This is a genomic window from Pyrodictium delaneyi (assembly GCF_001412615.1).
GTDB classification, from domain to species: Archaea; Thermoproteota; Thermoprotei_A; order Sulfolobales; family Pyrodictiaceae; genus Pyrodictium; species Pyrodictium delaneyi.
The window spans coordinates 1,121,570-1,147,008 of the sequence record NZ_CP013011.1 but is presented as its reverse complement, the minus strand read 5'-3'; the positions used below and the strand labels follow the sequence as shown (position 1 = coordinate 1,147,008).

At 47.9% G+C, this 25,439-nt stretch carries 24 protein-coding genes and 1 tRNA gene; 9 read left to right on the top strand and 16 right to left on the bottom strand.

What is annotated here, in order from left to right; translation table 11 throughout:
- Positions 1–140: 140 nt before the first annotated feature.
- The 4 genes from Pyrde_RS05890 (at position 141) to Pyrde_RS05875 (ending at position 3,486) form a co-directional block, all read left to right on the top strand.
- On the top strand, positions 141–563 hold the full coding sequence (locus Pyrde_RS05890; RefSeq protein ID WP_055409023.1) for a hypothetical protein: 423 nt from the start codon (positions 141–143) through the stop codon (positions 561–563).
- Positions 564–680: 117 nt separating this feature from the next.
- Entirely contained in the window at positions 681–1,592 is a 912-nt protein-coding gene (locus Pyrde_RS05885) for a lysylphosphatidylglycerol synthase transmembrane domain-containing protein (protein WP_180385440.1), read from the top strand.
- Positions 1,541–2,755: a glycosyltransferase family 4 protein gene (locus Pyrde_RS05880; RefSeq protein WP_156328019.1), complete on the top strand. Its 1,215-nt coding sequence runs from the start codon at positions 1,541–1,543 to the stop codon at positions 2,753–2,755. The genes Pyrde_RS05885 and Pyrde_RS05880 overlap by 52 nt, the downstream gene beginning before the upstream one ends.
- Positions 2,752–3,486 (top strand): polysaccharide deacetylase family protein, encoded by a 735-nt coding sequence (locus Pyrde_RS05875; RefSeq protein WP_219336915.1) that lies wholly within the window; start codon positions 2,752–2,754, stop codon positions 3,484–3,486. The genes Pyrde_RS05880 and Pyrde_RS05875 overlap by 4 nt, the downstream gene beginning before the upstream one ends.
- Here the strand turns inward: Pyrde_RS05875 and Pyrde_RS05870 are convergent.
- The 5 genes from Pyrde_RS05870 to Pyrde_RS05850 form a co-directional block, all read right to left on the bottom strand.
- Positions 3,483–5,159: a M28 family peptidase gene (locus Pyrde_RS05870; protein ID WP_082419509.1), complete on the bottom strand. Its 1,677-nt coding sequence runs from the start codon at positions 5,157–5,159 to the stop codon at positions 3,483–3,485. The two genes, Pyrde_RS05875 and Pyrde_RS05870, sit on opposite strands and share 4 nt — an antisense overlap.
- Positions 5,160–5,361: 202 nt before the next feature.
- Positions 5,362–5,724 carry a hypothetical protein gene (locus Pyrde_RS05865; RefSeq protein ID WP_055409016.1) on the bottom strand — a complete coding sequence of 121 codons (363 nt, stop codon included), beginning with the start codon at positions 5,722–5,724 and terminating at the stop codon, positions 5,362–5,364.
- Between the two features lie 160 nt (positions 5,725–5,884).
- Entirely contained in the window at positions 5,885–6,814 is a 930-nt protein-coding gene (locus tag Pyrde_RS05860; RefSeq protein WP_055410802.1) for a 4Fe-4S binding protein, read from the bottom strand.
- Between the two features lie 24 nt (positions 6,815–6,838).
- On the bottom strand, positions 6,839–7,840 hold the full coding sequence (locus tag Pyrde_RS05855) for a 4Fe-4S dicluster domain-containing protein (protein WP_231656696.1): 1,002 nt from the start codon (positions 7,838–7,840) through the stop codon (positions 6,839–6,841).
- Positions 7,841–8,268: 428 nt separating this feature from the next.
- Entirely contained in the window at positions 8,269–12,027 is a 3,759-nt protein-coding gene (locus Pyrde_RS05850; RefSeq protein ID WP_055409012.1) for a molybdopterin oxidoreductase family protein, read from the bottom strand.
- A 200-nt stretch (positions 12,028–12,227) separates the two neighbouring features.
- Here Pyrde_RS05850 and Pyrde_RS05845 point away from each other — a divergent pair, with 200 nt between their 5' ends.
- Entirely contained in the window at positions 12,228–13,193 is a 966-nt protein-coding gene (locus tag Pyrde_RS05845; protein ID WP_055409010.1) for a hypothetical protein, read from the top strand.
- On the opposite strand, the gene Pyrde_RS05840 is transcribed toward Pyrde_RS05845, so the two are convergent.
- The 5 genes from Pyrde_RS05840 to Pyrde_RS05820 all read right to left on the bottom strand — a co-directional run bounded on the left by Pyrde_RS05840 (position 13,153) and on the right by Pyrde_RS05820 (position 17,814).
- The gene (locus tag Pyrde_RS05840) at positions 13,153–14,181 is read right to left on the bottom strand and encodes an ATP-binding protein (protein ID WP_180385441.1); all 1,029 of its coding nucleotides are present in this window, start codon (positions 14,179–14,181) and stop codon (positions 13,153–13,155) included. The genes Pyrde_RS05845 and Pyrde_RS05840 overlap by 41 nt on opposite strands.
- Before the next feature lie 213 nt (positions 14,182–14,394).
- Positions 14,395–15,081 (bottom strand): Reeler domain-containing protein, encoded by a 687-nt coding sequence (locus Pyrde_RS05835; RefSeq protein ID WP_055409006.1) that lies wholly within the window; start codon positions 15,079–15,081, stop codon positions 14,395–14,397.
- Positions 15,082–15,324: 243 nt separating this feature from the next.
- A tRNA-Arg gene (locus tag Pyrde_RS05830) sits at positions 15,325–15,402 on the bottom strand.
- 38 nt (positions 15,403–15,440) lie between these two features.
- The gene (locus Pyrde_RS05825) at positions 15,441–17,438 is read right to left on the bottom strand and encodes an arginine--tRNA ligase (RefSeq protein ID WP_055409004.1); all 1,998 of its coding nucleotides are present in this window, start codon (positions 17,436–17,438) and stop codon (positions 15,441–15,443) included.
- A gap of 52 nt (positions 17,439–17,490) precedes the next feature.
- Positions 17,491–17,814: a DUF167 domain-containing protein gene (locus Pyrde_RS05820; RefSeq protein WP_055409002.1), complete on the bottom strand. Its 324-nt coding sequence runs from the start codon at positions 17,812–17,814 to the stop codon at positions 17,491–17,493.
- A gap of 124 nt (positions 17,815–17,938) precedes the next feature.
- Between Pyrde_RS05820 and Pyrde_RS05815 the strand changes: the two genes are divergently transcribed.
- Both Pyrde_RS05815 and Pyrde_RS05810 read left to right on the top strand, forming a co-directional pair.
- The gene (locus tag Pyrde_RS05815; RefSeq protein WP_055409000.1) at positions 17,939–18,703 is read left to right on the top strand and encodes a CBS domain-containing protein; all 765 of its coding nucleotides are present in this window, start codon (positions 17,939–17,941) and stop codon (positions 18,701–18,703) included.
- A gap of 91 nt (positions 18,704–18,794) precedes the next feature.
- A complete protein-coding gene (locus Pyrde_RS05810; RefSeq protein ID WP_055408998.1) occupies positions 18,795–19,031 on the top strand; it encodes a DUF2283 domain-containing protein in 237 nt (78 codons plus the stop codon).
- A 346-nt stretch (positions 19,032–19,377) separates the two neighbouring features.
- On the opposite strand, the gene speD is transcribed toward Pyrde_RS05810, so the two are convergent.
- The 5 genes from speD to Pyrde_RS05790 all read right to left on the bottom strand — a co-directional run bounded on the left by speD (position 19,378) and on the right by Pyrde_RS05790 (position 21,916).
- Positions 19,378–19,803, bottom strand: a complete 426-nt coding sequence (speD, locus tag Pyrde_RS05805; RefSeq protein ID WP_055408996.1) for an adenosylmethionine decarboxylase — start codon at positions 19,801–19,803, stop codon at positions 19,378–19,380.
- A 153-nt stretch (positions 19,804–19,956) separates the two neighbouring features.
- On the bottom strand, positions 19,957–20,175 hold the full coding sequence (locus Pyrde_RS10660; RefSeq protein WP_143522080.1) for a hypothetical protein: 219 nt from the start codon (positions 20,173–20,175) through the stop codon (positions 19,957–19,959).
- A 216-nt stretch (positions 20,176–20,391) separates the two neighbouring features.
- Positions 20,392–20,766: a hypothetical protein gene (locus tag Pyrde_RS05800; RefSeq protein WP_055408994.1), complete on the bottom strand. Its 375-nt coding sequence runs from the start codon at positions 20,764–20,766 to the stop codon at positions 20,392–20,394.
- Between the two features lie 180 nt (positions 20,767–20,946).
- On the bottom strand, positions 20,947–21,510 hold the full coding sequence (locus Pyrde_RS05795) for a hypothetical protein (protein WP_055408992.1): 564 nt from the start codon (positions 21,508–21,510) through the stop codon (positions 20,947–20,949).
- 109 nt (positions 21,511–21,619) lie between these two features.
- Entirely contained in the window at positions 21,620–21,916 is a 297-nt protein-coding gene (locus Pyrde_RS05790; RefSeq protein ID WP_055408990.1) for a TIGR00304 family membrane protein, read from the bottom strand.
- Between the two features lie 170 nt (positions 21,917–22,086).
- On the opposite strand from Pyrde_RS05790, the gene Pyrde_RS05785 reads away from it, so the two are divergent.
- Positions 22,087–22,662 carry a class I SAM-dependent methyltransferase gene (locus Pyrde_RS05785; RefSeq protein WP_082419508.1) on the top strand — a complete coding sequence of 192 codons (576 nt, stop codon included), beginning with the start codon at positions 22,087–22,089 and terminating at the stop codon, positions 22,660–22,662.
- 44 nt (positions 22,663–22,706) lie between these two features.
- On the opposite strand, the gene cysS is transcribed toward Pyrde_RS05785, so the two are convergent.
- A complete protein-coding gene (gene cysS / locus Pyrde_RS05780; RefSeq protein WP_055408988.1) occupies positions 22,707–24,158 on the bottom strand; it encodes a cysteine--tRNA ligase in 1,452 nt (483 codons plus the stop codon).
- 88 nt (positions 24,159–24,246) lie between these two features.
- On the opposite strand from cysS, the gene Pyrde_RS05775 reads away from it, so the two are divergent.
- Complete coding sequence (locus Pyrde_RS05775; RefSeq protein ID WP_082419507.1) at positions 24,247–25,398, top strand: radical SAM protein; 1,152 nt, start codon at positions 24,247–24,249, stop codon at positions 25,396–25,398.
- Positions 25,399–25,439: the final 41 nt, after the last annotated feature.

Below are 25,439 nucleotides of genomic sequence, written 5' to 3'. Positions count from 1 at the left end.
ATGTCGGAATATACTGTATTGTAGCTATGAACTTATAGACTGGTAGACTTTTAGCTATAGACGCACTACCTCTAGCTGGGGTAAAACCGTTTGGCCTAACTCGCGTTTCCCCACTACTATATAAATGAGGTGCAAAGAAGATGGTCATTGGCATAAAGGAGTTTAGCTCTCCGCAAGAACTTCTCAAATATATAGACTCGCAAATGTCTGAGCTAAGACGAAAGCTCGGCGAGCTGCTACGTCTTATTGAAGAGCTTAGGGCTAAAAGCGAGCAGGATCAGAGGCTGCGCGCATTAATTGCATCACTAACCGGAAAGCCTGCAGAGAATGTCTCAACACCAGAAACCGTTGTAGAAATAGAGAAAGTTGTAATAGCTATTAACCCATCACCGTCGACGGAGCTCCGCGTAATGGAGGAATTGGCTGAAGCTATTAATAATAAGATAACCCGGCTACAGAACACGAAGAAGGCTCTAGAAAGGCTTGCAGCAGCTGGCATAGAGGCCAAGCTAGAAGTTATACTGTATGATGACGTGCCCAGAGCGGTTATAATTAGGATCTAGTAATATGCAATTACGATATTGATAAGTAGTATTTGCCAAGTCTATGCATATGGCATATATCATGCTTTGCTAACATAACTGAGCTAATATTGTTTGTACCGGTGAAACACCCTGGAGGTGCCTGAATGGTTATCGGGCTCACTTCAAGTTCTCTCACGCGCTGACATAAGGTACGTCTTGCTTACATTAGTTCTCTATATCACATCTGTATCTATTTATGCTGTCCGCTGGATTGTCGTACTACGCAAAGTTGGTGTAAAGCTCAGATTCAGGGACTCCTTTGCTGCGTATCTTGCCTCTATACTTGTTAATAATATAACTCCGAGTGCACGTGCAGGCGGAGAATTGATGAGAATAGCATATGCCTATATTAAGACAGGTACACCGATGATCAAGTTACTAAATACAGTAGCTTTCGAACGTATATGTGAATCAGTACCCGTGATATCCTTAGCAGCTATTGCCATATTTGAGGCCCTAGTTGCTGGCGATAAACCTATCGGAATCATTGTAGAGTTCTTCTTGATAGTTGCAGGTGTTGCCATAGGCGTTAAGTACTGGGATAAAATTCTAGCCATAGCAGCTAGAAAGCTTGGCTTCGGAGATAACTTAGACTCAAGCGTATCCATAAAGCGGCTAGTTAAAGACCGTAGTCTCTTCATTGTTACTGTTGTTCTTAGCTCTATTGTCTGGATTCTTGACGTTCTAAGACTCTATACAGCTGCATTAGCTGTCGGCTGGGAAGCTCCACCTCTACGTTTTGCGCTGGCCTCAGTGATGTACTTAGTCGTAGGCTTGCTCGCTGTTACACCTGGCGGCATCGGCATCGTAGAGGGTGGACTTACAGCCGTCTTCATAGCCTTAGGTGCATCACCGAGCGTAGCCCTAGCTACAGTTATGATAGAGAGGCTTATCTCCTACGGTTTCGCATCGCTAATTGGACTCCTCGTCATAATCGCCGGCGGAGGCCCACAGGCTTGGACCCTCTTAAGATCGCGTTGGCGTCAGACTGGTTTTACCCCAAGATAGGCGGCATAGAGACTCATATTCATGAACTGGCACTCAACCTCCAAAGAATGGGGCATGAGCCTCACGTCTTTACTCACGATTATAGACCTTTCAAGCCTTACAGCGATGACTTCCCTTACCATGTCCACAGGCTTAAGGGGGCTATTTATCTCAAGTCTGCACATATAAGCCTAGGCCCGGGCTCGCTCCTAGAGGCTAATCGCATCTTCAAGAAGATAGGCTTTGATATTACACATATCCACAGCATCTATTCTCCCTTGGCAATAGCTATAGCTAATCTCTCGAGAGGTATTCGCGATGTACCTGTTGTCGCTACTAATCATTCGCTTTTCAGTTGGCGTTTATCGACAATACCCATAGCCTATATGCTTCGTTATTTTCTCAAACGCGTAGATGCATTTGTTGCTGTGAGCCGAAGAGTTGCGGAGGATACGCGCAGACTGCTTAATATTAATGGCCATCCACTCTATATTGTCCCCAATGCTGTAGATCCATCATTCTGGAGGCCACCAGAAGCCGAAGAACGGGCCCGAGCTCGGAGGATGCTGGGGATACCGGAGGATCGGTTTACAGTTCTTGCTGTAGGCCGGTTCACTAAACGCAAGAGGATACACGTAGTGCCACGAATAGTAGCTGAAGCTGCTAAACGTGCTGCCAAGCGTCTTCATGTCGTTATCGTAGGCGATGGACCATTAGCAGAATTAGTCAAGGATGAAGCCCGCAAGTATAGTAACTACATCGACGTAAAGGTACTTGGCTTTGTTGAGAGACCGCAGCTGCGCGAGATATACTGGGCCACTGATGTAGCTATAGTGCCTGCTAGACTCGAGGCTTTTTCAATAACTGCTCTTGAAGCTATGGCCTGCGGTGTTCCCGTCATAGGGTTTAAGGAGAGCGGTGTTAGCGATGTTGTAGCTGACGGAATTACTGGATTTCTTGTCGAAAGCGATGAAGAAGCCTCAGCGAGGATTACCGAAATTGCCCTTAATAGTGATCTTCATGCTCGGCTGTCGCATAATGCCCCAGCACACGTAGCAAGTCACTTCTCATGGGAAAAAGTAGCCCGAAGCATACTGGAAATATACCGAGCTACCATAGATGCTGCTTCTGGGAGCGATAAACGCTATCTCCTATACCGATTGTGGCGGTGGATCCGGGGTTGACGCTGAAAATTGCTGTATTAAGCTTCGATGTTGAGCAAGATTGTCCGCCTTATCTATCCTCTACTAGGGGGATGGAGAGGGGGCTGCCACGCATACTCGACTTACTGGCTGAAGAGAGGGTCAAGGCAACATTCTTCTTTACTGCTGAGATGGCGCAGCTCTTTCCCCGCCTAGCCCGCCGAGTTGTCGACGAAGGTCATGAACTGGGTTCCCATGGCTACATGCATGAGCGTCTCGATAAGCTTAGCCTCTTCGAAGCTAGTTATCTCCTCGAGAAGGCAACAGCTGTGCTAAGCAGGTTTGGCATGGTACGTTCGTTTCGTGCACCGAATCTCCAGCTCCCCGACGAGCTGCTTCCTGTCTTGGAAAAATTAGGCTACTCTGTAGACTCCTCTCTGGCCAGATATAAACCACCATTTCCGCGAGTGGTGCGCAGAGTTGGGAGGATTGTACGTATACCAGTTTCGGTTACCTCCTCCGTGCTACGCTTACCTTGGCTGCTACAGCAGTTTATCCATAAGAGGCTGACACCGCCATTGGTGTACTTTGCTCATCCCTGGGAGTACGTGGACATGCGCAATGAGCTGGTCCGGTTCGACTGCCGTTTTAACACTGGAGACGCTGCGTTAGAGCTTCTAAGAAAGCTAATAGTCCTTCTGCGTAGGGAAGGATACACCATAGTAACCTTATGTGAAGCTGCTAGGTTGCTGGGCTACGAAGTCAACTGCTAATTGTGTTCGGCTGTTAGTACTCTTTTCGCTAACTCTACCAGTTCCTCGCGAGACGGTTTTCCAGTCTTCATCTGATAGTATAGCTTTGCTATCTCCATGCTGCCTGTCGCCGCCGCAATAGTCATCATTGCCTTTATTCCGCCCCTCTCCCGTTCGTCGAGCCCTAGTATCTTCTTGCCGGCCTCGCCGCCGCGTAGGTAGAGGAAAGTCCGAGTTATTGGAGGCCTTATAGCAACATCTATGTCTCGGCTCCACAGCTGCTCGGCTTCACCGCCTCTTAATACGCGGCGGATCGATTCGAGGTATGCTCTAGAGTATTCTGCCAGCTTACGCGCAGCCTCTAGGGCGGAGCCTTCTGCCAACGCATCTGATACTGATGCCCTGTATACGTATGCGGAGGTGCTTGCCTTAGCTGCCTCTAGTACCTTGTCAAGCCTTTCTCCGAGAACCACTATAGCTGATGCCACTGCCCTGGCTATAGCTACTAGCCTCCATGGCGACAAGTTATCCGGCGTATCGAGGCTAGAGTGGTAAAAGCGGTCGGGCCATTCATTGACAAGCGAGCCCGGTATCCCCATTCCTATTGCTACGTCGTGATCGCTACCCCACTCGTACTCTCTTAGACCGGCATAGGGTCCCTCGACGCTCGATGAGAGGGCTGCATCCAGCACTGGATCGAGCAGAGATATGAGAGGAGGCGGACTCCCCACTAGCTGTAGTACTCCTCCAACAACGTCTAGTTTAGCTCCAACCATGTCTATGCTGAGAGCTGCTAACAGATTATCAGCATCCACGAGGCCCTGGGTGAAGGCTGCTGCTAGCCCCGTCCATTCTGGGGCTGCAACACCTATCACTGAGATACCGTTCTCCTTCAGCCGCTCTTCCATAGCTTTGAGGGCGACCATGATCTCTACGAGGGCTGCTACACCACTAGCATTATCATGAGCGCCGGGCCTTGGGTGACAAAGATGAGCCACTAGCAGTACTGCGGGGTCGCCCTCGTTGCCTACACGGGCTAGGAGCACCGGTGTCTCGGGAAAAGTATGATACTCTGCATCTACCCTTACTCTTATCCTCTCACGGTTTAGCTTGAGCGCTTTCCCGTACTCTATGCTCACCGCCGGCACACTTGGAGGCTCCTGGAAGAACGGTGGATAAAGCCCCCAGTACCTAACGCCGGGCCCCTCGTGGAATGCTATCACTGCCTCAGCGCCAGCCTCGACAAGCTTGTAGTAAGCTTCCCATGCTAAGCTAGATACAACTGGTATCTGTTCACCCCCATAGTTCTCAGGACTGCCTACAAGTCTAGCCTCGCCTTCCACAATACCGGGCGGCGAATGTACGACTGCAACCAAGTAGGTCTCCCTGGTAGACGCAATAGTCTCCCAGGCACCGTCGCTCCGCTTTCTCTCAAGCACAGCAGAGTAAAGACGCCAACCTCGGGGCTCCCAGAACCCCCAATGCTCGTAAAGCCCCAACGGACCACGGAAATTCTCCAGGCTCGCCTCTACACCTAGCTCCTCTAGCATATGAGCAACATGCTCACCTGCAACTGTCACTTCATTGCTACCTTGGACGCGGTGGAACCGCGACAAGAGCGAGATCAGTTCAAAAGCGCGAAGCCCGTCAACAACCCCAGAAGTCTCTTGGAGAATTTGCTGCAGAGCACCCATAACAACGCCCCAGGCTATAGAGCATGACTAGACCAACAACCAATAAAGGAATACTCCCATAGACATCTGCGAATATAAGGTGCTAGCTTGACCTCACAGACTTCATGGAACTAAGACCAGCCTTTAGAAGCGTTTAGGATACTCCAATCTCTATTCCTTTCTAGTCTAGTTACCTTCGACATATCTACTATCGCTTTCACAGCTATGTTGTAGCCCTATTGGGCGCTATCCTTGCCAGTATGCCGCGTATGTAGTCTTTCGTGGACTGATCCAACTCTAGCTCACCCCTAGCTAGCGCATCATTAATCCATTCCTTAACACTATTGTCTCCCATGAAGCCGAATGCTATATAGGCTTTTGCAACACCATCATGTTGTTCTGCAGTTTTGATAACGTCTTCCAGAGCCTTAGGGCTAGGCGCTTCGATGTAGAAGACAATAAATGACGACTTATTCACCTCGTAAAGTTCGAAGCCAAGACCTTCTAGATGTCGTTTTACTTCACTTCTCTTGGGTTCCTCTCGATAGTGAGGAGCTATGAGGAAGAAGCCTGCAGCGAATGCCAAAGCAACACTCACCTTCTAGCTCTGCCTACTCCTACTTACACACATGCACGACTGGCCCCTTATACGGTATGTAGCGTTCTTTTACGGTGTAGAGAGTCTAAAACATATCTGGTGTAAGAGATACTATTGTTTCTGATATTTACGTTCTAAGTTCTAATATTTAGGTTCTACGTGTTTTTCCGAAGCGGAAGCCAAACTTTAGCACACCATGCGGACATACCTCGACGCAACGGCCACAATGGAAGCATCTATAGTCTATCACATCCTTTCCTGCATGTATATATTCTAGAAGATCTATGCTTACAGGGCAAGAGATGCTACAGAGGTTGCAGCCAAGACACTTCTCCCTGTTTATGACCTTTACACGGAGCGGGCTGTAGCGATTCATCACGTACCCATATATATTACCTATTGGGCAGACGAACCTACACCAGAACCTCTTTATCCCGAACACATACTCTGCAATTATGTTCACTATGAGCGCAAAGCCCGTAACCGTGGCCCACGCCATTGCCAGACCTATTGTGGCGCCGGGTATGTTGTATAATACACCAACCAGCACCGAGCCTAGCTTCGTGGCACCTGCTACTGGCGATATGGTTGTAAAGAATGGCTGACCCAGCACTACCGACAACCCAAGATACACGATCACCATTATTAGCGGTACGATTTTTTCGACGAGACCAGCACGGTGAGGCCTTGTAAGCGGTGGCGCCCTCGTGCTTGACAACTTACGCTCAAATAAACTGAAGATGAGATCCATCGGGCAGACCCAGCCGCAAAAGAAGCGGCCTAGTACACTATACAGTGCAAATACCACTAGTACCGCAATAACAGACTCTATTGTTGGGCTATGAGTTGCTGCTGCTTGTTCTAGCCAGGCTAATAAATCCATCATAGGTATTGCTCGGAAGACCCTGCTTGAGGCAAGACTTCCTTCTATAATTGCCCCTGATACCAACATTTGCGTAGCAAAGAGGCCAAGCACTATTACCTGCAACAATCTTCTTGCTATGGTATATTTGCCGCGAGGCGGTATACCACGTATGCTGAGCCAGAGCTTACGACCAAGCTTACTACGTGGAGGCATCAATGCCCACCTCTCACGTTGCGTCTAATCCCCCTTATGCCTCCTCACAGAAGTTACATTGATGTCACTTGCACCTAGTTCTGTAGCTATTTTCTCTTCCTCGATTCCCCTCACATTCTGAATATAATCTGTGTTTATAGCCGCCCTCCAAGTGGCCTTGAAGGGGTCATTCCGCTCTGTCTCTAGTATCAACCTTAAGTAGTCATCATAACTCATACCCGTATTCTTGTAATTCCGTATCCTTCGTTCATATTCATCCAATGGGAGCACATGTATTGCCGAACCGCCTATAGGACAAGCCGGAACACATAGGCCACAGCCCTTACACTTATCCGCGTTGACCCTTGTATGCACGCCCCACTCATTGAACGTAAATTCAAAGACCTCAGAGCCAAAGGGACAAGCCTTAGCGCAGCTCTTACAGTCTCCACTATTCCATGCCCAACAGAGATCTGGATCTATCAAAGCTATGCCCATCTTCACGTCTTCCTTAGGTATCTCTTTTAGCGCACCAGTAGGACAAACCTTGGTGCACTCCATACAAAGTGTACACGGGTATGTAATCATATTGTCGACAGCGGGGCTACCAAGTTTATGGAGGCCCTCACGCAAACTCGCCAAACGTATGGCATGGTAACCCATGTAGCTACACGCAAAGTAGCAGAGACCACAACGTATACACCGCCTGTAGAAGTCCTCCGTTGCACCTGGTGGAAGGAGAGGAAATCTATCATCCCTATATGGTTTAGTATAAACCATACACTTATTAGGAAGTAATGGATTCGCAACACACTTCTTACCGTTTTCTTCAACTACAAAGCCTAGTGCTTCATAGTAGGCTATACGATCCTCATCACCTTCAAGGAGAAATGGTTCATAGTATGAATCGTTATTATCTAGACTCGGCGGTGCCTCGAAACCCGCAACAAGCCTAGGAGTAGAAACCGCTGCAGCCGCCGCCACCAGTATGCCTGCTTGAAGGAATTCTCTTCGCGTCAACCCACATCTCTCTGATCTCCTAGACAATTCGGTTCTCCTCCTTGAATTCATTACCTGCCTTCTTGGATGTGAACTTAGCTCATCTCCATTACGTTCCTTTGGCGTGTAACTGACTAATCAATCCGATTTTCTAAACTATTACAAAACCATTAATGAACATACTTCTAGATACTTCAGCCCCCTGTTGCAAGCACTCTTGAGTATAGCGAATAACTCTTCACCGCTATTTTTCGGCAAACCCTACATGCCATGTTGCGTACACTGCCATCTGCTTCCTTTAGTTCAATAGACACCTATACTACAATACTGACTAGTCTAGAGATAATTATGGAGTATAAAGTGATATTTCTCGCGCCTTTCTTTTTAGGATAGGATAATTGAAGAAAGCATATAGTAGCCCTACAAGAAAACAATTAATGTTAAAGATTAGTATAAAAATATTGGATGGAAATATTTTAGTAAACCTTTATGCTGTAGTTGGGCTTGCCGGTTTGCTGAGTCTCGCTCTTAGGTATTTCGTCTGCTGTTGCCTTTCTTATCCTAGCAGCACATGTCTTGTAGTCTGGCTGGAAGAAGTACGGCTGTACATCATAGTTGTCTAGCGTTAGTGCATTCACTAGCTTGTTTTCATCGAACCATGGTATGAATACATAGTCCTTCCTGGGGCCGCCTAGACCTGTCTTCGGGTCCAGTACTACCGCTTTGACTGTTACCTTGCCACGTGGGCTTTCCACCGTCACCCAGTCACCATCCTTAATACCTAGTTGTTCAGCTAGCTCCTTGCGTATCTCGACGTATGCCGCCGGCTTTACACGCCGTAGTTCTGGCACCCTACCTGTCATAGTGCCAGAGTGCCAATGCTCTACCACACGGCCAGTAGTAGCCACTAGCTCGTAGCCTGATGCGTCTCTTACAGTTACCACTTGACCGTTATCAAGTTTGTATTTTACGGCAAAGCCTGGCACCTCTGCAGGTGCTAACGCTATTTCGAAGATAGCCTCTATGTCACCATAATTGCTCTTTAGTGCCTCACTCCAAGTCTTTGTTGCAAGTACTTGTAAGCCTCTCTCTGGATCGCCGCTGGCAGGCACTGCAGTATGCTTCTCAATTATCTTGAATGGTCCCTTGGGCTCGCTGAATACCGATATCTTGCCCTTGAATACATCATCTACGCTTAGCTGCTCCTTAGTAATTATCACTTCCTTGTTGATCTTTATCTCGCCACTCTCATGGTCTACTATTACTGGCAGCCACGGCCTAGCCCAGATGGTCATTCTGCCAGTTGGCTTAGCATAGAAGACTACGTACCAGTCTGCCGGTACTCTACTCGCCTTCTTGTAGGCCTGGTCATCTATCTCTTCAACTATCTGCTTGAGCACCCACTTCATAAGTACAGGATTGTGCGATAGTTTGCCTAGCCACTTAGCCTTATGTACCGGATGTACTACATTGGGATCTAGCTTCTTTACATACGCTTCAGTTTCCTCAGCACTATTCATACCCTTTATATCATTGTACATCTTTTTGATCACTTCGGGATCTGGCATTAATGGATCGTAGGGGTATGCATACCTGCTAGCAGCCTCGTACTTGTCGTAACGCATCTTCACACTCGGGTTTGTAGCGTACTGCTCAGGCCACGGCCAGCGGAAGCCATTAATCATCTTCCTAAACATTTCACGCTTCACATAGCTGAAGTCGTAGTAGGTATTCTTAGCTAGACTTAGTATGTCGCGATCCCATAGTCTGTTGAGGAACTCTTCATGCCACTTCTTGTCGCGGCTCTTTTCAACAACGTACTGTACCCAGCTCTTGCCAGCAGCCTTGGCGGCCTTATCTACGTCCTCGGGGAAGAATCCACTCACAATACCCTTAGGTACTAGACCTTCGTCTTCCAGCGCCTTACCGATCATGGCGAATATCATGTGGTCGCCTACAGCTTCGCCAGGTGGCGGTATGATGTATCTAGCCACACTATAGCGACGCTCTGTACAACCGTACTTGAATTCTTCTTCGCCCCATGCAGCTGCCGGGAATATTAGGTCAGCCAGGTCGGTGGTTCTTGTTGGATATATGTCCTGGACTACTATGAATGGGAATGCCGGATCATCGTCATGCGGCTTGGCCATACCAGCACGGAACTTGAATACGTTTGGCAAGCTATGACCTGGGTTCGTCTCGGCTATCCAGACTATCTTCAGCTGGCCAGCATTTACACGGCGGAACATCTCTACGACGTGTGGACCTGGCACGGGATGAATGTAGACCTTTTCAACCTCCTTCTTTATCGCGTCGGCTGAGAAGCCGCGTTCCCTGAGATAGTCTTCGGTTAGCTTCTTCCAGATGTTCTCTACTTGCTCTCTTGCAGCTTTGAGAGCTATGAGTCTACCATAGGGTAGTACATGTGCCAGACCGCCTTGGTCGCGGATACCGCCACACGCATTAGGCTGGCCAGTGAGGCTAAGCGCACCAGCACCATACTTGCCTATTTGTCCAGTGAGTGCTAGGAAGTTCAGTATGGCATTTACACTATGCACACCCTGTATCTTCTGGTTAACGCCCATTGTCCATAAGACTAGGAGACGCTGCTTGGCCATCCACTTTGCAGCAAGCTTCATAGCTTCCACAGGGTCTATTTCGACAAACGGTTCATTGCCAGCCATGTTAACTTTTTCTGGACTGAGTTCACCAGCCTTGATGAGCTGTTCTGCAGTCTTCCTATTTATCAGCGGCTTTTCGTCACCAAAGAGTATCTTTACCATTATCTCTGGCTTGTACAGCTCGAGGAACTTTAGGTAAAGGGCAAAGCCCTTCCACCAATCCCTCTCTATTTCATCCTCACTCTTATACTCCTTACCAACACTTGGATAGAGTTTATAGTTTGCAGCACTGCTCGCTGTGGTACCCATGTCCCAGACTCTGTTCAACTCTCCCATATTGTTGTACTTATTGTTGTATTCCTTGAGAGCCCACGTCTTAGCTGTAGTAGTCGGTATTGCAAAATCAGCATGGCGCTTCAACCACTTTATGTCCACGTACTCGCCCTTACATTCAACCTTACCAGTTTTAGCGTCTACCTTACAACCGTCTAGGTCGTATACCACTATGTGAGCTAGCGTATGGAGGAATGCTACATCCATACTCCAACGCAGTGGGAGCCATAGATCAGCTATGCTACCGCTTCTTGTCTTACGTGGGTCAGCTAGAATCACCTTTATCTTGTCTGGATTCTTCTGCTTGACTTGAGCTATACGACCAAAGACTATTGGATGCGCTTCTGCCGTATTGGTACCTATTAGCAGGAATGTCTCAGCATGTGTTCCTGTATCCGGCTCTGGTATATCAATATGATCATAGCTTACTTCCGGTTCGTCGGCTCCAAAGCTGGTTATGAAGCCGCCTACAGCGCTAACCATACACATTCGTGGATTTCCGTCAAGGTTGTTAGTGTGGATACCACCCTTCGTGAGCTTGTTTATTACATAACTTTCCTCTGTACCTAGCTGGCCGCTGCCGTAGTAGGCAAAACTATGAGGTCCATATTTCTGTAGCGCATACTTGAATACAGCGGTAAAGAATTTTACAGCCGTATCCCAGTCTACCTCAACATAGTTCTTCTTTATGTGCTCCACAGTAGGCACTGTGGCGTCAACATTCTTGCTTACCTGCTTATTCTTAACCCTAGGAGCTTCTGGTATTTCCTCAGGCGTGATTGGCGGCCTATTCTTACCAGGTATTATCCAATCCTTGATTACAAGTGGCCTCTTAAGCCTCTGCTCGAATGCTTCCTTGTTTCCACCACGACCAATAGCCTTGTGTATATAGAATGCCTTGGTACAGAGAGCACCTCTGTTAACGGGGTAAGTAGGTATACCCATTAATGCGATGATATCCTTAGCCATACCAGTCTCCGGGTCGAGCACTACTTGTGCTTGAACACCACATCCTGTTCCACAGAACCTGCAGGGGCCTACAGGGACTACCGCCAGCTTGGGTTTAGCTGTCTTAGTCTCTTCCGCCTTTGTTGTAGTTTCGGCGGGTGCTACAGTCTCGGTTACTGTCTTCGTCAACGTTTCTGTGAGTGTCTTAGTCACAGTTTCGTATATTGTCTTCTCCCTGCCAGTACCATAATAGGTGACTGCTCCACCTACAGCAGCTAGTGCTGCACCAAGGGCTATAGCTTTGAGCACATCCCTGCGAGTCTCATCCGGCAATATACAAACCCCCTTAGCAGTTTGTGGAAAGGGCCGCTAGAAAGACACCCCTTCAGGACTCCATAGGAATCTGCACATTCAAACCAATATTTTAGTGGTCACCCATATTGTTTCGGGCCTCCAGAGTATAAGGGGGATAACAACGTGCTGTCATTAATCGGCTGGAATTAGCATTACACCGTAGTGGGGTATAGGTCGGAATGCCTAGAACAACACACTACAACAATCATATACTCATAGTAGGGCCTGGCCTTGACGAGATACTTGAACCTGGTAGAAGAATATTACTATTTGACGAATTTTATGCAGACATATATGGGGACTATGTGTTTCTAGGCTATGATGTCGCCGCGGAGAGCATAATAACTGAAAGAGCTGACCTTGTAGGCCTCTATACAGCAGCTGTACTACTTGACTCAGACCCGTCAATAATTGTTTGTGGTAAGAACCCTAGCCAGTGCCTCTTAGCGCTAGCTTCACACTTGGTCTATCGCAACATGAAGAAGCCACTTGAAGCCCTAAAGGAGGCTACCAATGTATTAGAGCAGCTATACCATAATAAGAATAAGCTAAGACCTTCAATACAAGGTTTAATAGGATTAACCGGTCTTTATGCGTCACTCCAAGTAACCAGAGGAGCCTCTAAACTATCACCGATAATAGCGCTTGCATCAAACTATGAATATGGTCACGGCAGATTACATTACGGCGAGACTGTATCATGGCTAGCACACTTAGGCGCGAACAAAGAAGTAGTACTGGCTGCTCTCCTGCATTTTCTCGTAGAGGGACCTGGATCTCCAAGGGAGCTGTTGGAGAAAAGGCTCAGTGCAATAGGTAGAGATAATCTAGTTACACTCCTCGGAGATGATAGCAAAGAAGCTATAGACATACTCCAGGACTACGCTAACAACATGGAACACGAATACTCACGTATGTTAGCTCTGATCGAAACCTTAGGCCCCGGCGAACCTCAGATAATCCATGTTGACCGACGAGACAGAGAACTCATAGTATATTGTAAAGAAGGTAGCCATGGAGAACCCGTTAAAGACTGTGTACTAGCCGTCGGTAAAGCCTCAAAACTGCTTCCACTCAGAGAGATAGGTCTAGAAGAAATACGTATCACGACGAAATTCGATTCGTCGCACTCTCCGATGATGTAGCAGAGTAGAGAGATTTTGTCATTAGTTCGATTACTTCCTCAAGGCTCTTCTTAGGTCTTATATATCCTGTAAGTGCTGCAGCACCAGCCTCAGCTAAGTTTTCACTAACATGAACACCATTAACCCGAAGCATGTCAATAGCCTTGAACCCAGCAGGCTTCAAGCCACACTCTTCACATACATTTTTGTCGGCATACACTTGTACGTAGATGCCAAGACTCACTAGAGACTCGAGCAGCCTGGGACTAAGCCAACTAACACACGGCACATGAAATGCGAGTAGCCGTGCTGGGCTAGCTTCTACCGCCGATTTGTCTAACTGTTCGAGCTTATGATGACATATGAATAGGATACCATCAAGCCCGTATTTATCAATAAATCTGTAGGCATAGAGGAGGCCTAAAGGACCTGTCCAAAGAGGAGCCTCAACGGCCTCCGGGCACGTCCAAGCACATAACATACAGCCCTGGCATTTGTCTTCATCAAACCTGCCTGCTTCTAGAGCTGAGAATGGACACACATCGTCCCGCCTACAATTTACTGCCACAGAACGCAATCGAGGCAACATAACATATTTAGGAGGTATCAGGAAAAGTCGACGCAAGACTTCACGACGTGAGACGCGTGGGCTTCTCCGCTTTGCGCCTTTCCTCTCAGTAAGAGTCGCGGTAAGCATGCCAGCCCAATACTCAATTACAGTATCAAGCGGTAAGCCGGACAACATAGTTTCTGGTATCCCAGTAGCCTCGATAAGGAACGGATTGCTTCCCGATTCGCTGATTTCCTTTATAAGCTTTCCAAAACCGCTAAATGCAGTAACCACAAGTAATATTGGTTTAGACGGTTCGTCCGCCCAAATATTCTCAATTAAGTTTATCACATTACTTGTCTCACTTAGCTGAACCTCAACTCTTCTTGTACATTTCTCCGACACTAGTCCACCCGTACAAACTATCTCAACAGCATTATCGTTCTTACCATTCGGCAAGATCTTCCTCCACCCTAACATTAAACTTAGGATTATTTTAAGCCCCCATCATCATCGTATTATAAAATAGTATAGTACCAATCATAACTTTAACCTAACAGAATAACCCTGACGACTTGACTGAAGCTAGTATTATTTGCATTTTACAAAAACATTGATTCCCAAGTAAAAATAGTAACATGACAAGCTCAGTAATAGCTAGTTTTAATTCCTCTACTTTCTTGTCAGTAGTATATAGCCACCAACCACAATGATGAACACTACTATAGCTATGCCAATCGCTAGTGTTGTGTTATGCTCGGTAGTAGTACCAACCGGTGTTGTAGTTACCATTGTAGTTGTCGTTGTTTCCGTAACTATCTTAGTTGTAGTTGTTGGCGCTGCCTGGCCTCCTGCAGGCTCAACAGTTACCTCCTTAGCTGCGTATGCATCACCGTTGAAACTGCCGTCTCCGTTAGCCGCTATCACGGCTATCTTGAACGTTACTGGCTCTGCCGTATCAGGAGCCTTCCATTCAAATGACCATTCACGTTTCATAGAGCCGTCCTTTGTATGAGTTAGCAGCTTTTCACCAGTAGGTGTTGTAGATATGAATGTATTCTTGTCATCAGTTACTATGAGCTCGCCAGCATTCACTTGCACCGCAAAACCGCCACATGCTACTCCACCACTACAGTCAGGCCCTTTCGTTATCTTGATTGTTATCTTGTATGTCTTGCCGGGCTCATACTTGTCGGGGAGTCCTTCGACGACAAAATCAGCTGGGTTCTTGTCAGCACCAACGTGGCACTGAATACAATTTAGCTGCGGTGCACCATTGCTCATTGAACTGGCATGCAGTGCCGCTATACCTACTACTATAAGGGCAAATACACTAACTAGAGGTAGAAACCGCTTCATGGTAAGGTCTCACCATTTCTCGTTCTGCTTGATTTACCAATTTTAAACACAGCCCCTCGCATATGATAAATTAGTACTGTGCCACAAATCTTCGGGCCTTCAGCACGCTAAGGATCTAATTTCCGTGTAATCTTCAAAAACTCTGAAACAAGAGCTTATACACTATCCCGAAAACCATGCGCGGATATCTGTAAGAGAAGAATCAATGCCGAGCAGAACCATCTGTGGGAAGATGTGTAGCCATGGCGGGCCCGCGGGGATTTGAACCCCGGACCACCGGCTCCGAAGGCCGGCGCCCTATCCTGGCTAGGCTACGGGCCCGCCTTTCTCGGCCGGGGTTAGCCGTTTAGATTGCTTTATCACATCCGGTCTATTGCTTTTATGCCTAGCAGGTCTAGAGCGTTTGCTAGTATTTGTTTGACTGCGTATACTAATGCTAACTTGAACATCTGTTTACCTTGATCTTGTTCGTTTACAACGCTATCGCCACTTGTATACCATCTGTTGAAGATATCTGCTAGACGGTTTAGATATGCGACTATTAGTTCTGGGCGCTGCTCGTCCGCAGCCTTAGCGAAGACATAGGGGTAGACTAGTGCTTGAATTACCAGGCTACGGCGGAGCATGTTCTCGTTGGCGGCACTGTAGTCTATCCTGTCCCAGTCTAGCTGTATGCCGCGCTCGCGGGCCTTTGCTAGGATGCTAGCTGCACGAGCATGTGTGTATAGTATGTAAGGGGCACTGTTGCGCTCGAAGTTAAGAGCCTCGTTGATGTTAAAGGTCATAGGTTTGGGCGCGGAGACTGATACTAGAGTGTAACGTACAGCTGCTGTGCCTACAGCCTCAGCTATCTTCTGTTTTTCTTCTTCAGGTAGGCCCGGGCTCCGCTTCTCTACCTCTTGGCGGGCTATAGCTACTGCTTGGTCTATTAGCTCGTCTAGGGTTATGTAGCGTCCTCGCCGGCCGCTCATCTTCTGGCCGGGGAGGTTCACCATCTCGTAGGCATAGTGTATCATGTTTAGTCCTTCACGGCGGTATCCGAGCGCTATGAGTGCTAGCCTTACTTGTAGCTGTTCTAGTCTCTGCTCTGCGGCTATTACATTGAATACGCGATCGGCGTTGAACTCTCGGAACTTCTTGATACTGTATGCTATGTCTCTGGTGGTGTATAGTGTTGTGCCATCACTCCTCTGGAGTATTAGGGGTGGTATCTCGTAATCCTCGGGTAGGCCTAGACGCTCCCGGACCACGGGGTCGCGTAGGAGGGGCTGCAGGTTTAGGGCGAGCGCGCCCTTGTGTACTGTGGCATAGGGACTACTACGAGCTTGCTCAAGTATCTTGGATACCATGCTTGTCCACGCTAGCTCGCTTTCCCAGTCCCATTTCTCTATCTCTATGCCGAGCCTTGAGAGCGTTTCACGGAAGCCCTGGAGGCATAGTTGGACCACTTTGCGGACGAGCTCCACTTTCTCCGGATCTTGGCGGTATTCGTAGACCTGCATCAGCTTTGATATCTCTTGGCTCGGATCCTTACCCTTTAGAGCCTCTGCTATTCGCTCGAACAACTCTGGGTCGCGCTCCCGCAGCCTAGACGCAGTTGCCACCAGCTCGTCGAGTTCACGGAGGAGCTGGCGGTACTCCTCGTACTTCTCCTCCTGCTTCAACTGCTCGAGCCGCTTCTTCAATTCCTCTATGTCCGACAAAGTATGTGTTATCGCATAGACTAGGCCTATCCAGTGATCCGGCTTAACATCCTTAGGCGGCTTGTCCAGCCCCGCAGCTATGTAGCCATAAGCTAGCACCGCTACTTGACGTCCCATGTCGTTTATGTAGAACCGTGTCTGCACTACGTGGCCCCGCGCACGGAGCAGTCTAGCCAGGGAATCACCCAAGCTCGCGTTTCTCGCATGGCCTATATGGAGGGGATGTACAGGGTTAGCACTTGTATGCTCAACTACTATCCTTTCCGGTTTCTCTGTCTTCACACGACCATACTCGAAACCCTCTGCCCGAACCGCCTCAAAGACAAGTTTAGCAGCATAGCCCACGTCTATGGTTATGTTCAGGTAGCCGCCTACCCGTTTAGCCTCGGCGACTACGGGCTCTTGCTGCAGCAGGGCAGTTGCCTTCTTGAAGAAGATGTCCAGATCTATACCGTAGCGTTTAGCATACCTTGCTGCTGGTATTCCATAGTCCCCCAGCTCTGGGCGCGGCGACTCCGCGACGATATACTCTATTTCTTGGCGCTCCCGGGGTCCTAGTTCAACCCCTTGCTGTTCGAGTACTCTTGCTACTACCCGGCTTAGCACCCGCTGGGGCGCAGACTCGTATACATTCCTCGACGGCTGCTCTGGCAAAACGCGTAGCCCCCTGGCTAGAACGCGGGGTAAAAACCGCAGGATATAGGCTCTAGCTCTTCTCACCCTCTCTTAGAGCCTCGATAATCTTCTCCATGGCTTGCTCAAGCGTTACGCCCTTGACGCGTATACGTTTAGTTCTGCTACGTGCTCCATAGACTATATCAACCATCGATGGAGAAATACCGAAGAGCCTCGAGAAGAAGCGTACAATACTGGCATTAGCGCGGCCTCCTACCGGCGGTTCCTCCGTGTAGAATACAAGCTCTCCAGCCTCCATACGGAGTCCTGTGAACGCTGCCTCTGGCTTGACATGGAGTTGTATGTCTATGTACCCTTTCCCCTCTGTTATATGCGCTTTGAGTACCTCTTCCATCACGCCTCACCCGATTCCGTTAAATCTAAGTATAGGACAACTGAAAGAAAAAGGATTCTAATCACCCCACGCTATACTTGTCTGGGTACTGGGTGTACCCGGCCTGACACTACGTTTCTACGAGATGTTCGACCCATCAACTACTATTGCAAAGGCAATCCGTCTCATGGGCACGCGAGGCATTAGTCACGCCGCTGTAGTAAATGATGAAGGTCTGCTTGTAGGCATAGTGTCTGTAAAAGATCTAGCACGTCACATATTAGATGTATTCGAGGAAGCGGGTACTGTGGAAAGGTTTGACTTCAGCGCTGCCCTAGAAGCTAGTATACATGACATAGTGAGCAAGCCGCCTTACGTAGTAAGTAGGACGATACCTCCAGAGGAAGCTGCTGAGATAATGCTACAACGCGACATAGGCTTCTTACCTGTTGTGGATGAAGTGGGGCGGCTCGTAACGGCCTATACAGAGCTAGACTATGCTGTATCACTTGTAGAGCGGTTTGATCCCGCTCGATGCTACGCAACACACAACATAGTCATGGGCGATCCAAGCGAACCTCTCATTGAAGCCCTTGGTTCAATGTATGAAAAAGGGTTCCGCCGGCTACCCCTCAGCATCGATGATGAATACTATATGGCTACAATGTCGTCAATACTTATGACTATAGCTAGACGTCCTACTGAGGAAACCCTTCTGGAACCATTAGCTTCATACTCCGTACCAGCCCCCATGCTGGAGTATGAGACTGCACTTGTATCTGATGCTGCAGATGTCATACTGGCTGTAACGGAGAGAGCACTACTACTGGTTGACAAAGAGAGATTAGCACGTGCAATTATAACGGAGCGTGATCTAGTCGAAGCATATCTGGGCAAGAAGGAATGCTGACCGAGCTTCAACTTGCTTCAACGATATTGTCTATCATGGCAGCGAGCTTCATTATCCTCGGCCGGATTCTCTGTAGCCGCGGAGAACAGCCATGCAAGACAAGGACTCGGGAGAAATCCGCAGAAAGAGCTTCTGTATAGAGGATGTCGAAAAAATATGGCTAGAATACGATAGACAAAGTGATATACTATACATACACTTTGGAGATATAAATGAAGAGGCTGACGAGGCCATATTAACAGAAAACGACGTTATAATCCGTGTAAAGGGCGACAAGATACTTACAATGACTATAATGGAGTTCTCACGCAAAGCTGGATTAGAATAGCAACCCTTTAAATTGTTAACAACGAACTGTTAGATGCTTTGCAGTATGTTAGCAACATGATATAGACTAGTTGATGAATACCATTATCTAACCCTTACATAATCCGATGAAGAGCCGTGTTTCAATGAGCACTTGAGCGATGAAGAGGCCGCGGCCGTCTCTGAGGAGTACCCAGTATCAAGATCATAGAAGCTTAAGAGCAACCTAACCAGAAACTAATTTTAATTAATTGTTAATCCAATTAGTGCTGCTACAATACGAGTATTTTTGCCGGGGTATATTTAATTGAAATTGCTTTTATATTCACTTTCTTCTTAGTAAACCCCATTAGTTTTACTTCACTTTTCTACTTTCTCTCGTTTTCCGTTGCACCAGGTATACTACTACGGTCAGCATAGTGTACTATGTAGTATTTAGGCTTCAGCCTAGTTATTATGTAGTTGAACGCTTTCCAAGGATCACTTTGAGCTCCGCATGTATAAACATCGACCGTCGCATAGCCATAATCCGGCCACGTATGTATCGCTATATGACTCTCAAGTACTAAGGCGATTATAGAAACACCACCATGATAGCCGGTAAACTTCCAGGACTTTAGCTCTACTAGGTGCATATTTGCTACCTTTGCCGCCTCCACTACTATCTTCTTCAGACTCTCTTCATCCCAGAGTCTCTCCGGGTCAACACCATAGAGATTTCCATAAACATGCTTACCTACGATAAAGTCTTCAGCTACACTGTGTCCCTGCAGCTCTCTCCTAACTACCTCCATCGCTATTACACCCCACTATTCTTCAGCCACGCCGAACCCCTTACGCGTGGAACCTCTCAAGGGGAGGGGCCCTCATCGCTCAGTTTTTCACTCTTACGCACAGCAGGTACGTTTCTCTCCTTATACGCTAGAAAAGGGTCTTACAGCTTAACCTTATCCACGTTTTTTACAATTATATCCAACTATTATGAGATTTAACCTTTCTGCTAATCGGCATACTTCATCCTCAGGCACTACAGCTATTGCGCCATCTTCTCCACGAAGTATCACTATACCACCCTTATTATCGGCATAGAATTTCATGGGCTTCTTGGGCCTTGCCAGCAAAACTACTTCTGAAATATTTGTCTGCCTTTGTCTACGGGCTGGCATCTATGCACCCAACCCCAGAGGTACAAAGACTGGCTAGCATCTATAGGTCTGTAGGCTAGATAACTATGGCTTTTCTAGTTCTGGCTCTAAGTATAGTCCATCTACACAACCGTATAAGTTGGCTTTGAAAATAAATCATACATTTCTACATAAAAATGCTCGTCTACACCGGAGACAGTGGCTTTTAGTTCTATCACACTATATATCTAGCTGATACTAATTTGTTGCCCTTACACTCTTCTTACGCCTTGGCGGTCCATATAGCTTCCATTCGAGACTGAGAGCTTCGCGGAGCATCCTCCTACGCCTTCTTTCCTCAAGCTCCTCTAGTACTCCAGGCATGTCAGGTGTAGCATACCTTCCTCCACGCAGCTCTACTATATCGCCGCGCATGCGTAGCCGGCTTAGCGCTTTGCGTAGCCTGTCCTCGCCAGCTGTACCGCTGAATGCATCACGGAGTTCTTTCCATGTTACTGGCCGTCCCTTACTACGTATGAACTTGTATACTAGTTCTACTAACTCTTCGTCTGTTGGTGCCTTCATTAAGACTAGCTCTTCGTCTTCGTATAGTACCTTTAGGTCTAGGCTCATAACTTACTCCCCGTTAACAAGTGTTCATGTTCGTTCTTGATAAGTATTACTCTATACACTACACATATAAATTAACAATTTCAATAATAGAAAAGATGCATTTCTGTAAGCAAAACATAAACAAGTTGTAGAGTTGAATAACGGCTCCACCTACACAGCAAGACAATAGTGTGGACTGTTTCACTCAGTTTCATATCCTTCGGTGAAACGTTTCACAGTGTCGAGAACTTGGGCACTCACCCTAGCCAGTTGTGCAAGCACAGCTGTGCTCAATCCAGTTATATACATATGAAGAGATAGATATAGAGGCATTAAACTGGGCTCCTCAGCATACGATTCTATTAGGCCAACAGTGCTAGCAAATGCTGTAACAAGACTGGCAAGGATATCATCTTCAGTAGCTACACCATCCACCACGTTATATGCCAGAGATCTCATATTCTCAAGAAACTCTCGTAAGGCCGTAGACAACTCTATACCAGCGTCAGTAAGCCTGCACAAATTATCGTCACATTCTATAATGTCGTGATACGAGAGCATATATAATGCATCTTCCAGTTTATTACATTTAAATCCATAACTCTCTATTTGCATTAACAACTCCTCGATATTTGTACCCTCCATTCTAATCATCCGGAGAGCTAGTATAATGCATCTCGCTCGCGGCGATAATATCCTAAGTACTTGTCTATCTGCCTTCATCAGTAGTTTCTCTACATGTACATCTATACTAGTCCCCGCCACCGCCTACACCTAGTGGACTAACTGCACCCACAATATCCTCGAAACACATACCCCTTATAAGACAATGTAGTAATAAACTGTGCGATACAGTACTATGCTGAGTAAATCTCTACCTAGTTGGCATAATACTCCTACCAGCTAGCAAAGGCAACAGCATTATAATTAAAGCCAGAACCATAATTACAATTGCACCTATCACTGCAATTTTGACTGCTTCACTACTCGAACCGAATACTATGGGCAGCGGTCCTATCACTACAACTCCACCGTACTCGCCCTTGCCAGCATTACGCATTATACTGTAGAATACACCTACAAACACTAGCAATATACCAACGAATACTAGGATTATACCCGCCGGTATGAGTTTCGATGCGACGCCATTGTGTAGTGACGGGGTATCCATTGTATCCCCGAGACTGTGCTATAGTAACGTCTGAAGCGATGCTAATAAGGGTAATTTTTACACGAGGACTAGACGTAGCGGGTATAATTGCAGGTACAGAGTCTCTAAACCTCTCGGAGCCCGCACGATGTGAGCCCAGCTAGGCTGGAGACAGTAGGAGGCATATAGTCATGATTGGGCTTGGGTATCAGCCCTCTGTACCATGGGTCCCTACACGTGAAGAAGTCATAAAGACTCTCATAACTATACTACAACCCAGAAGTGGAGACATTATATACGATATAGGTTGCGGGGATGGCCGCGTAGCTGTAGCACTTGCCGAGGCATTTCCACATGCGCGCATAAAGTGTATTGAGCTTAGAAAAGACCTTGTTGAGAAGGCTCGCAAGCTTGTGAGAGACCACAACCTCGTAAACCGTGTAGAGGTTATTGAAGCTGATTTCTTCCAGGTACCACTAAGAGACGCTGATATAGTATACATGTACCTGCTTACGAGCGTTAACCAGAAGCTCCGACCCAAGCTCGAAGCCGAGCTGAAACCAGGCACAGTAGTAGTATCGCTGGACTTTCCTATCCCCGGCTGGAATCCCGTAGTTACATACGAGCTTCAACGTTCATGGCAAAGAACATTCTATATCTATGTCAGAGGTGTTTCCGACCAGAGCCTAGAGCCGCTCGAGAGAGATAAACTTCTGCACGAAGCCCTCGAGAGAATAAGAAAAGGAATAGCCTCCAACAATGTTTGAAAATTCAAGAGCTGCCAACGATATTACCCTATTGGATCAACTGCTTATTCTATACGCCAAGTCGTCTTACCGCCTGGATGATCATAGAGCCTTATACCCAGCTGCGACAACTCAGACCTTATACTGTCCGCTATATCGTATATCCTGCGTTTCCTCAGCTCCTGCCTCACTGAGACTATCAATTCTATTAGTTTTTCTACAGTCTCGCCGCCAGGCGCAGCCGAGCCATATAACACGTCGTCTATGACGCTGAACACGCTATTGAATTCCTCGTAGAGTCGTAGTGCTAGCATACCTGCCGTGTAGTATTCGCCGGGTATGATGGTGCTGTTTACCAGTCTCGTGAGTTTGAGTATGGAAGCTAGAGCTGCTGCTGTATTGAAATCATTACTCATAGCTTCATGGAATTCTAGGTATGCGTGACTTGTATCCTCGATAGCCTTTAGCTCGTCGTCGCTTATTCGACCTTCAGGTGTGGCTCTCTCTAGCATTCTAGCAAGCTCTGAAACTGTGCCACGTATCCTGCGTAGGTTCGCTTCAGCTTGTGCTAGCGATTCCTCACTGAAATCTAGCTGAGTGCGGTAATGCGCGCTGAGGAGCCACATTCGTAGCACGCTGGGGTTCCATTTCTTAGCTGCTTCACGGAACGGTATTATGTTTCCTAGGCTTTTGCTCATTTTCTCGCCGCGTATAGTCAGATACCCGGTATGGAGCCAGTATTTGACCCAAGGCTTCTTGCTGAAGTAGGCCTCGCTCTGTGCCTTTTCGTTCTCGTGATGTGGAAATATTAGGTCCTGGCCTCCGCCGTGAATGTCGAACTGCTCGCCAAGATATCTCGAAGACATCACGCTGCACTCTATGTGCCAGCCCGGCCTTCCGCGCCCCCAGGGGGCCTCCCAGTAGGGCTCGCCAGGCTTCCAGGCCTTCCATAGAGCGAAGTCATAGGGGTTCTTCTTTTCGCGTAATACGTCTTCTTCCTGCCGCCAGTCTTCTGGATGGAAGCGACCACTTAGGCTACCATACTCTGGGTATGCATCGACGTTGAAGTATACGCTACCACTCGGAGCTACGTAGGCATAACCCTTGTCTATCAGACCTTGTATGAAATCTATTATTTCCTTTATGTGTTCTGTTACGCGCGGGTGTATGTGCACCTTTATGTTGAGCTTCTTCAGCATGTCGAAGTAGTCGCGGCTATACTCGTCTACTATTTCGCGCCAGTCTCTGTTCTCGCGCTGTGCCCTATTGATTATCTTATCATCTATGTCTGTTATGTTCTGCACGTGTATAACATGGTAACCGCGTAGCACAAGATACCGTTTTATGGCATCGAAGGCCACATATGTTCTCGCGTGCCCAATGTGTGTGTAGTCGTAAACTGTAGGACCACATACGTACATGCGTACTATGCCTGGCTTTAGTGGCTTAAACTCCTCCAGTCGCTGGCCCATAGTGTTGCGTACACGTATCGTCGGCTTGCCCGACCATTTTATCATACTGAAGCTTTGAGACACAATAACTTCCATCCCCCATCGGGCCTAATAGCTGTGTGTCTGGCTCTAGTGACTCATTAGGGGTAAGTGGTTGAAGAAGCTTACGAGCCTCGTAGAGAGGCTTATAGCTGAGAAACGGAGGCTAACAGCCGAATTAGAGTCCAAGCTAAGCGATAGAGAGCAGCAAGAAGCGCGTAGGGATCACCATGCACGGCGCCGGCCTATACCCTGCGGCATGACCATTCATACGGGTATTGGCTGTAACTTTGGCTGCCTCTATTGCTACGTGCCTGAGATGGGATTCCCGCAAAGACCCAAGCCTTATCCGCTCTCCGGCCTGCAGCTAGTCTATGCTCTGCTCATCAACCCCTACTTTGTGCCAGGCAAGCCGGGGACCCTCCTGGCATTTGGATCTGTCACCGAACCATTCATGAAGACTACTGTAGAGAGGGCTCTAGAGTACTTAGAAGCCACGTGGCGTTATCTAGGCAACCCTCAGCAAATCTCTACAAAATCGATGCTGGACGGCGAGCACCTAGAGAGATTCATGTCAAAAGCTGACCCCAGGATAAGTGTACTATTATCGATAACGACTATACACTATGCCGCTGTGCTTGAGCCTGGCGCTCCTAGCCCCGATGAGAGGTTCGATTTCGCCAGCAAGCTAGCTCGTAAAGGCATGCATGTGACATTGTTCCTGCGACCTATAATCCCCGGGGTTACCGACAAGGAGTTTGACGAGATAATGCGGCGGGCTAGGGATGCAGGCATACGGACTATGGTTCCTGGCAGCTTGAGGGTTACACCCGGCATTTTACGTAGGCTCCGGGCATCGAGAGTCGTAGACGTATCCCTCATGGAGAGGAGGCTGCCGAGGCAGCCCCGGAATAGCCGCGACCAGGTGGTTATACGCGAAACCGACCTCAAGAACCTTGCTGCGAAGGTGGCTAGGCGCTACGGTCTAGCTGTTCTGCCGAGCAGCTGCTCAGCCAACATAGTGTCGCATGGGCTGGCGTGCTGGGCATGCAGGTGGGGGCCATGCGGCTCTGCCCCGAAGCCACCTAGCAGCGATGAGGTGGCAGAGGCTGCCGAGATTCTCGGATGCAGGAAAGCGCGGGCCAGGGTTACACGCAACATGGCCTATGTAGAGTGTAGAGGTGATAAGCGCTTGGTAGACGTGGTCGCGGTATGGATAGAGACCGTAGCTAAGATAAGGGTGGTTGCCAGACCATTGAAGGCGTGAGCAATAGACCCCATGCAGAGCCGAGCCCCAGAAAAAGGGGC

Coding starts and splice junctions, on each gene's coding strand:
- Pyrde_RS05845 (WP_055409010.1), top strand. CDS start 12,228: ATGCCTAGAACAACACACTACAACAATCATATACTCATAGTAGGGCCT.
- Pyrde_RS05790 (WP_055408990.1), bottom strand. CDS start 21,916: ATGGATACCCCGTCACTACACAATGGCGTCGCATCGAAACTCATACCG.
- Pyrde_RS05860 (WP_055410802.1), bottom strand. CDS start 6,814: ATGCCTCCACGTAGTAAGCTTGGTCGTAAGCTCTGGCTCAGCATACGT.
- Pyrde_RS05870 (WP_082419509.1), bottom strand. CDS start 5,159: ATGGGTGCTCTGCAGCAAATTCTCCAAGAGACTTCTGGGGTTGTTGAC.
- Pyrde_RS05810 (WP_055408998.1), top strand. CDS start 18,795: ATGCAAGACAAGGACTCGGGAGAAATCCGCAGAAAGAGCTTCTGTATA.
- Pyrde_RS05820 (WP_055409002.1), bottom strand. CDS start 17,814: ATGGAAGAGGTACTCAAAGCGCATATAACAGAGGGGAAAGGGTACATA.
- Pyrde_RS05835 (WP_055409006.1), bottom strand. CDS start 15,081: ATGAAGCGGTTTCTACCTCTAGTTAGTGTATTTGCCCTTATAGTAGTA.
- Pyrde_RS10660 (WP_143522080.1), bottom strand. CDS start 20,175: ATGCCAGCCCGTAGACAAAGGCAGACAAATATTTCAGAAGTAGTTTTG.
- Pyrde_RS05815 (WP_055409000.1), top strand. CDS start 17,939: ATGTTCGACCCATCAACTACTATTGCAAAGGCAATCCGTCTCATGGGC.
- Pyrde_RS05890 (WP_055409023.1), top strand. CDS start 141: ATGGTCATTGGCATAAAGGAGTTTAGCTCTCCGCAAGAACTTCTCAAA.
- Pyrde_RS05785 (WP_082419508.1), top strand. CDS start 22,087: ATGATTGGGCTTGGGTATCAGCCCTCTGTACCATGGGTCCCTACACGT.
- speD (WP_055408996.1), bottom strand. CDS start 19,803: ATGGAGGTAGTTAGGAGAGAGCTGCAGGGACACAGTGTAGCTGAAGAC.
- cysS (WP_055408988.1), bottom strand. CDS start 24,158: ATGATAAAATGGTCGGGCAAGCCGACGATACGTGTACGCAACACTATG.
- Pyrde_RS05800 (WP_055408994.1), bottom strand. CDS start 20,766: ATGAGCCTAGACCTAAAGGTACTATACGAAGACGAAGAGCTAGTCTTA.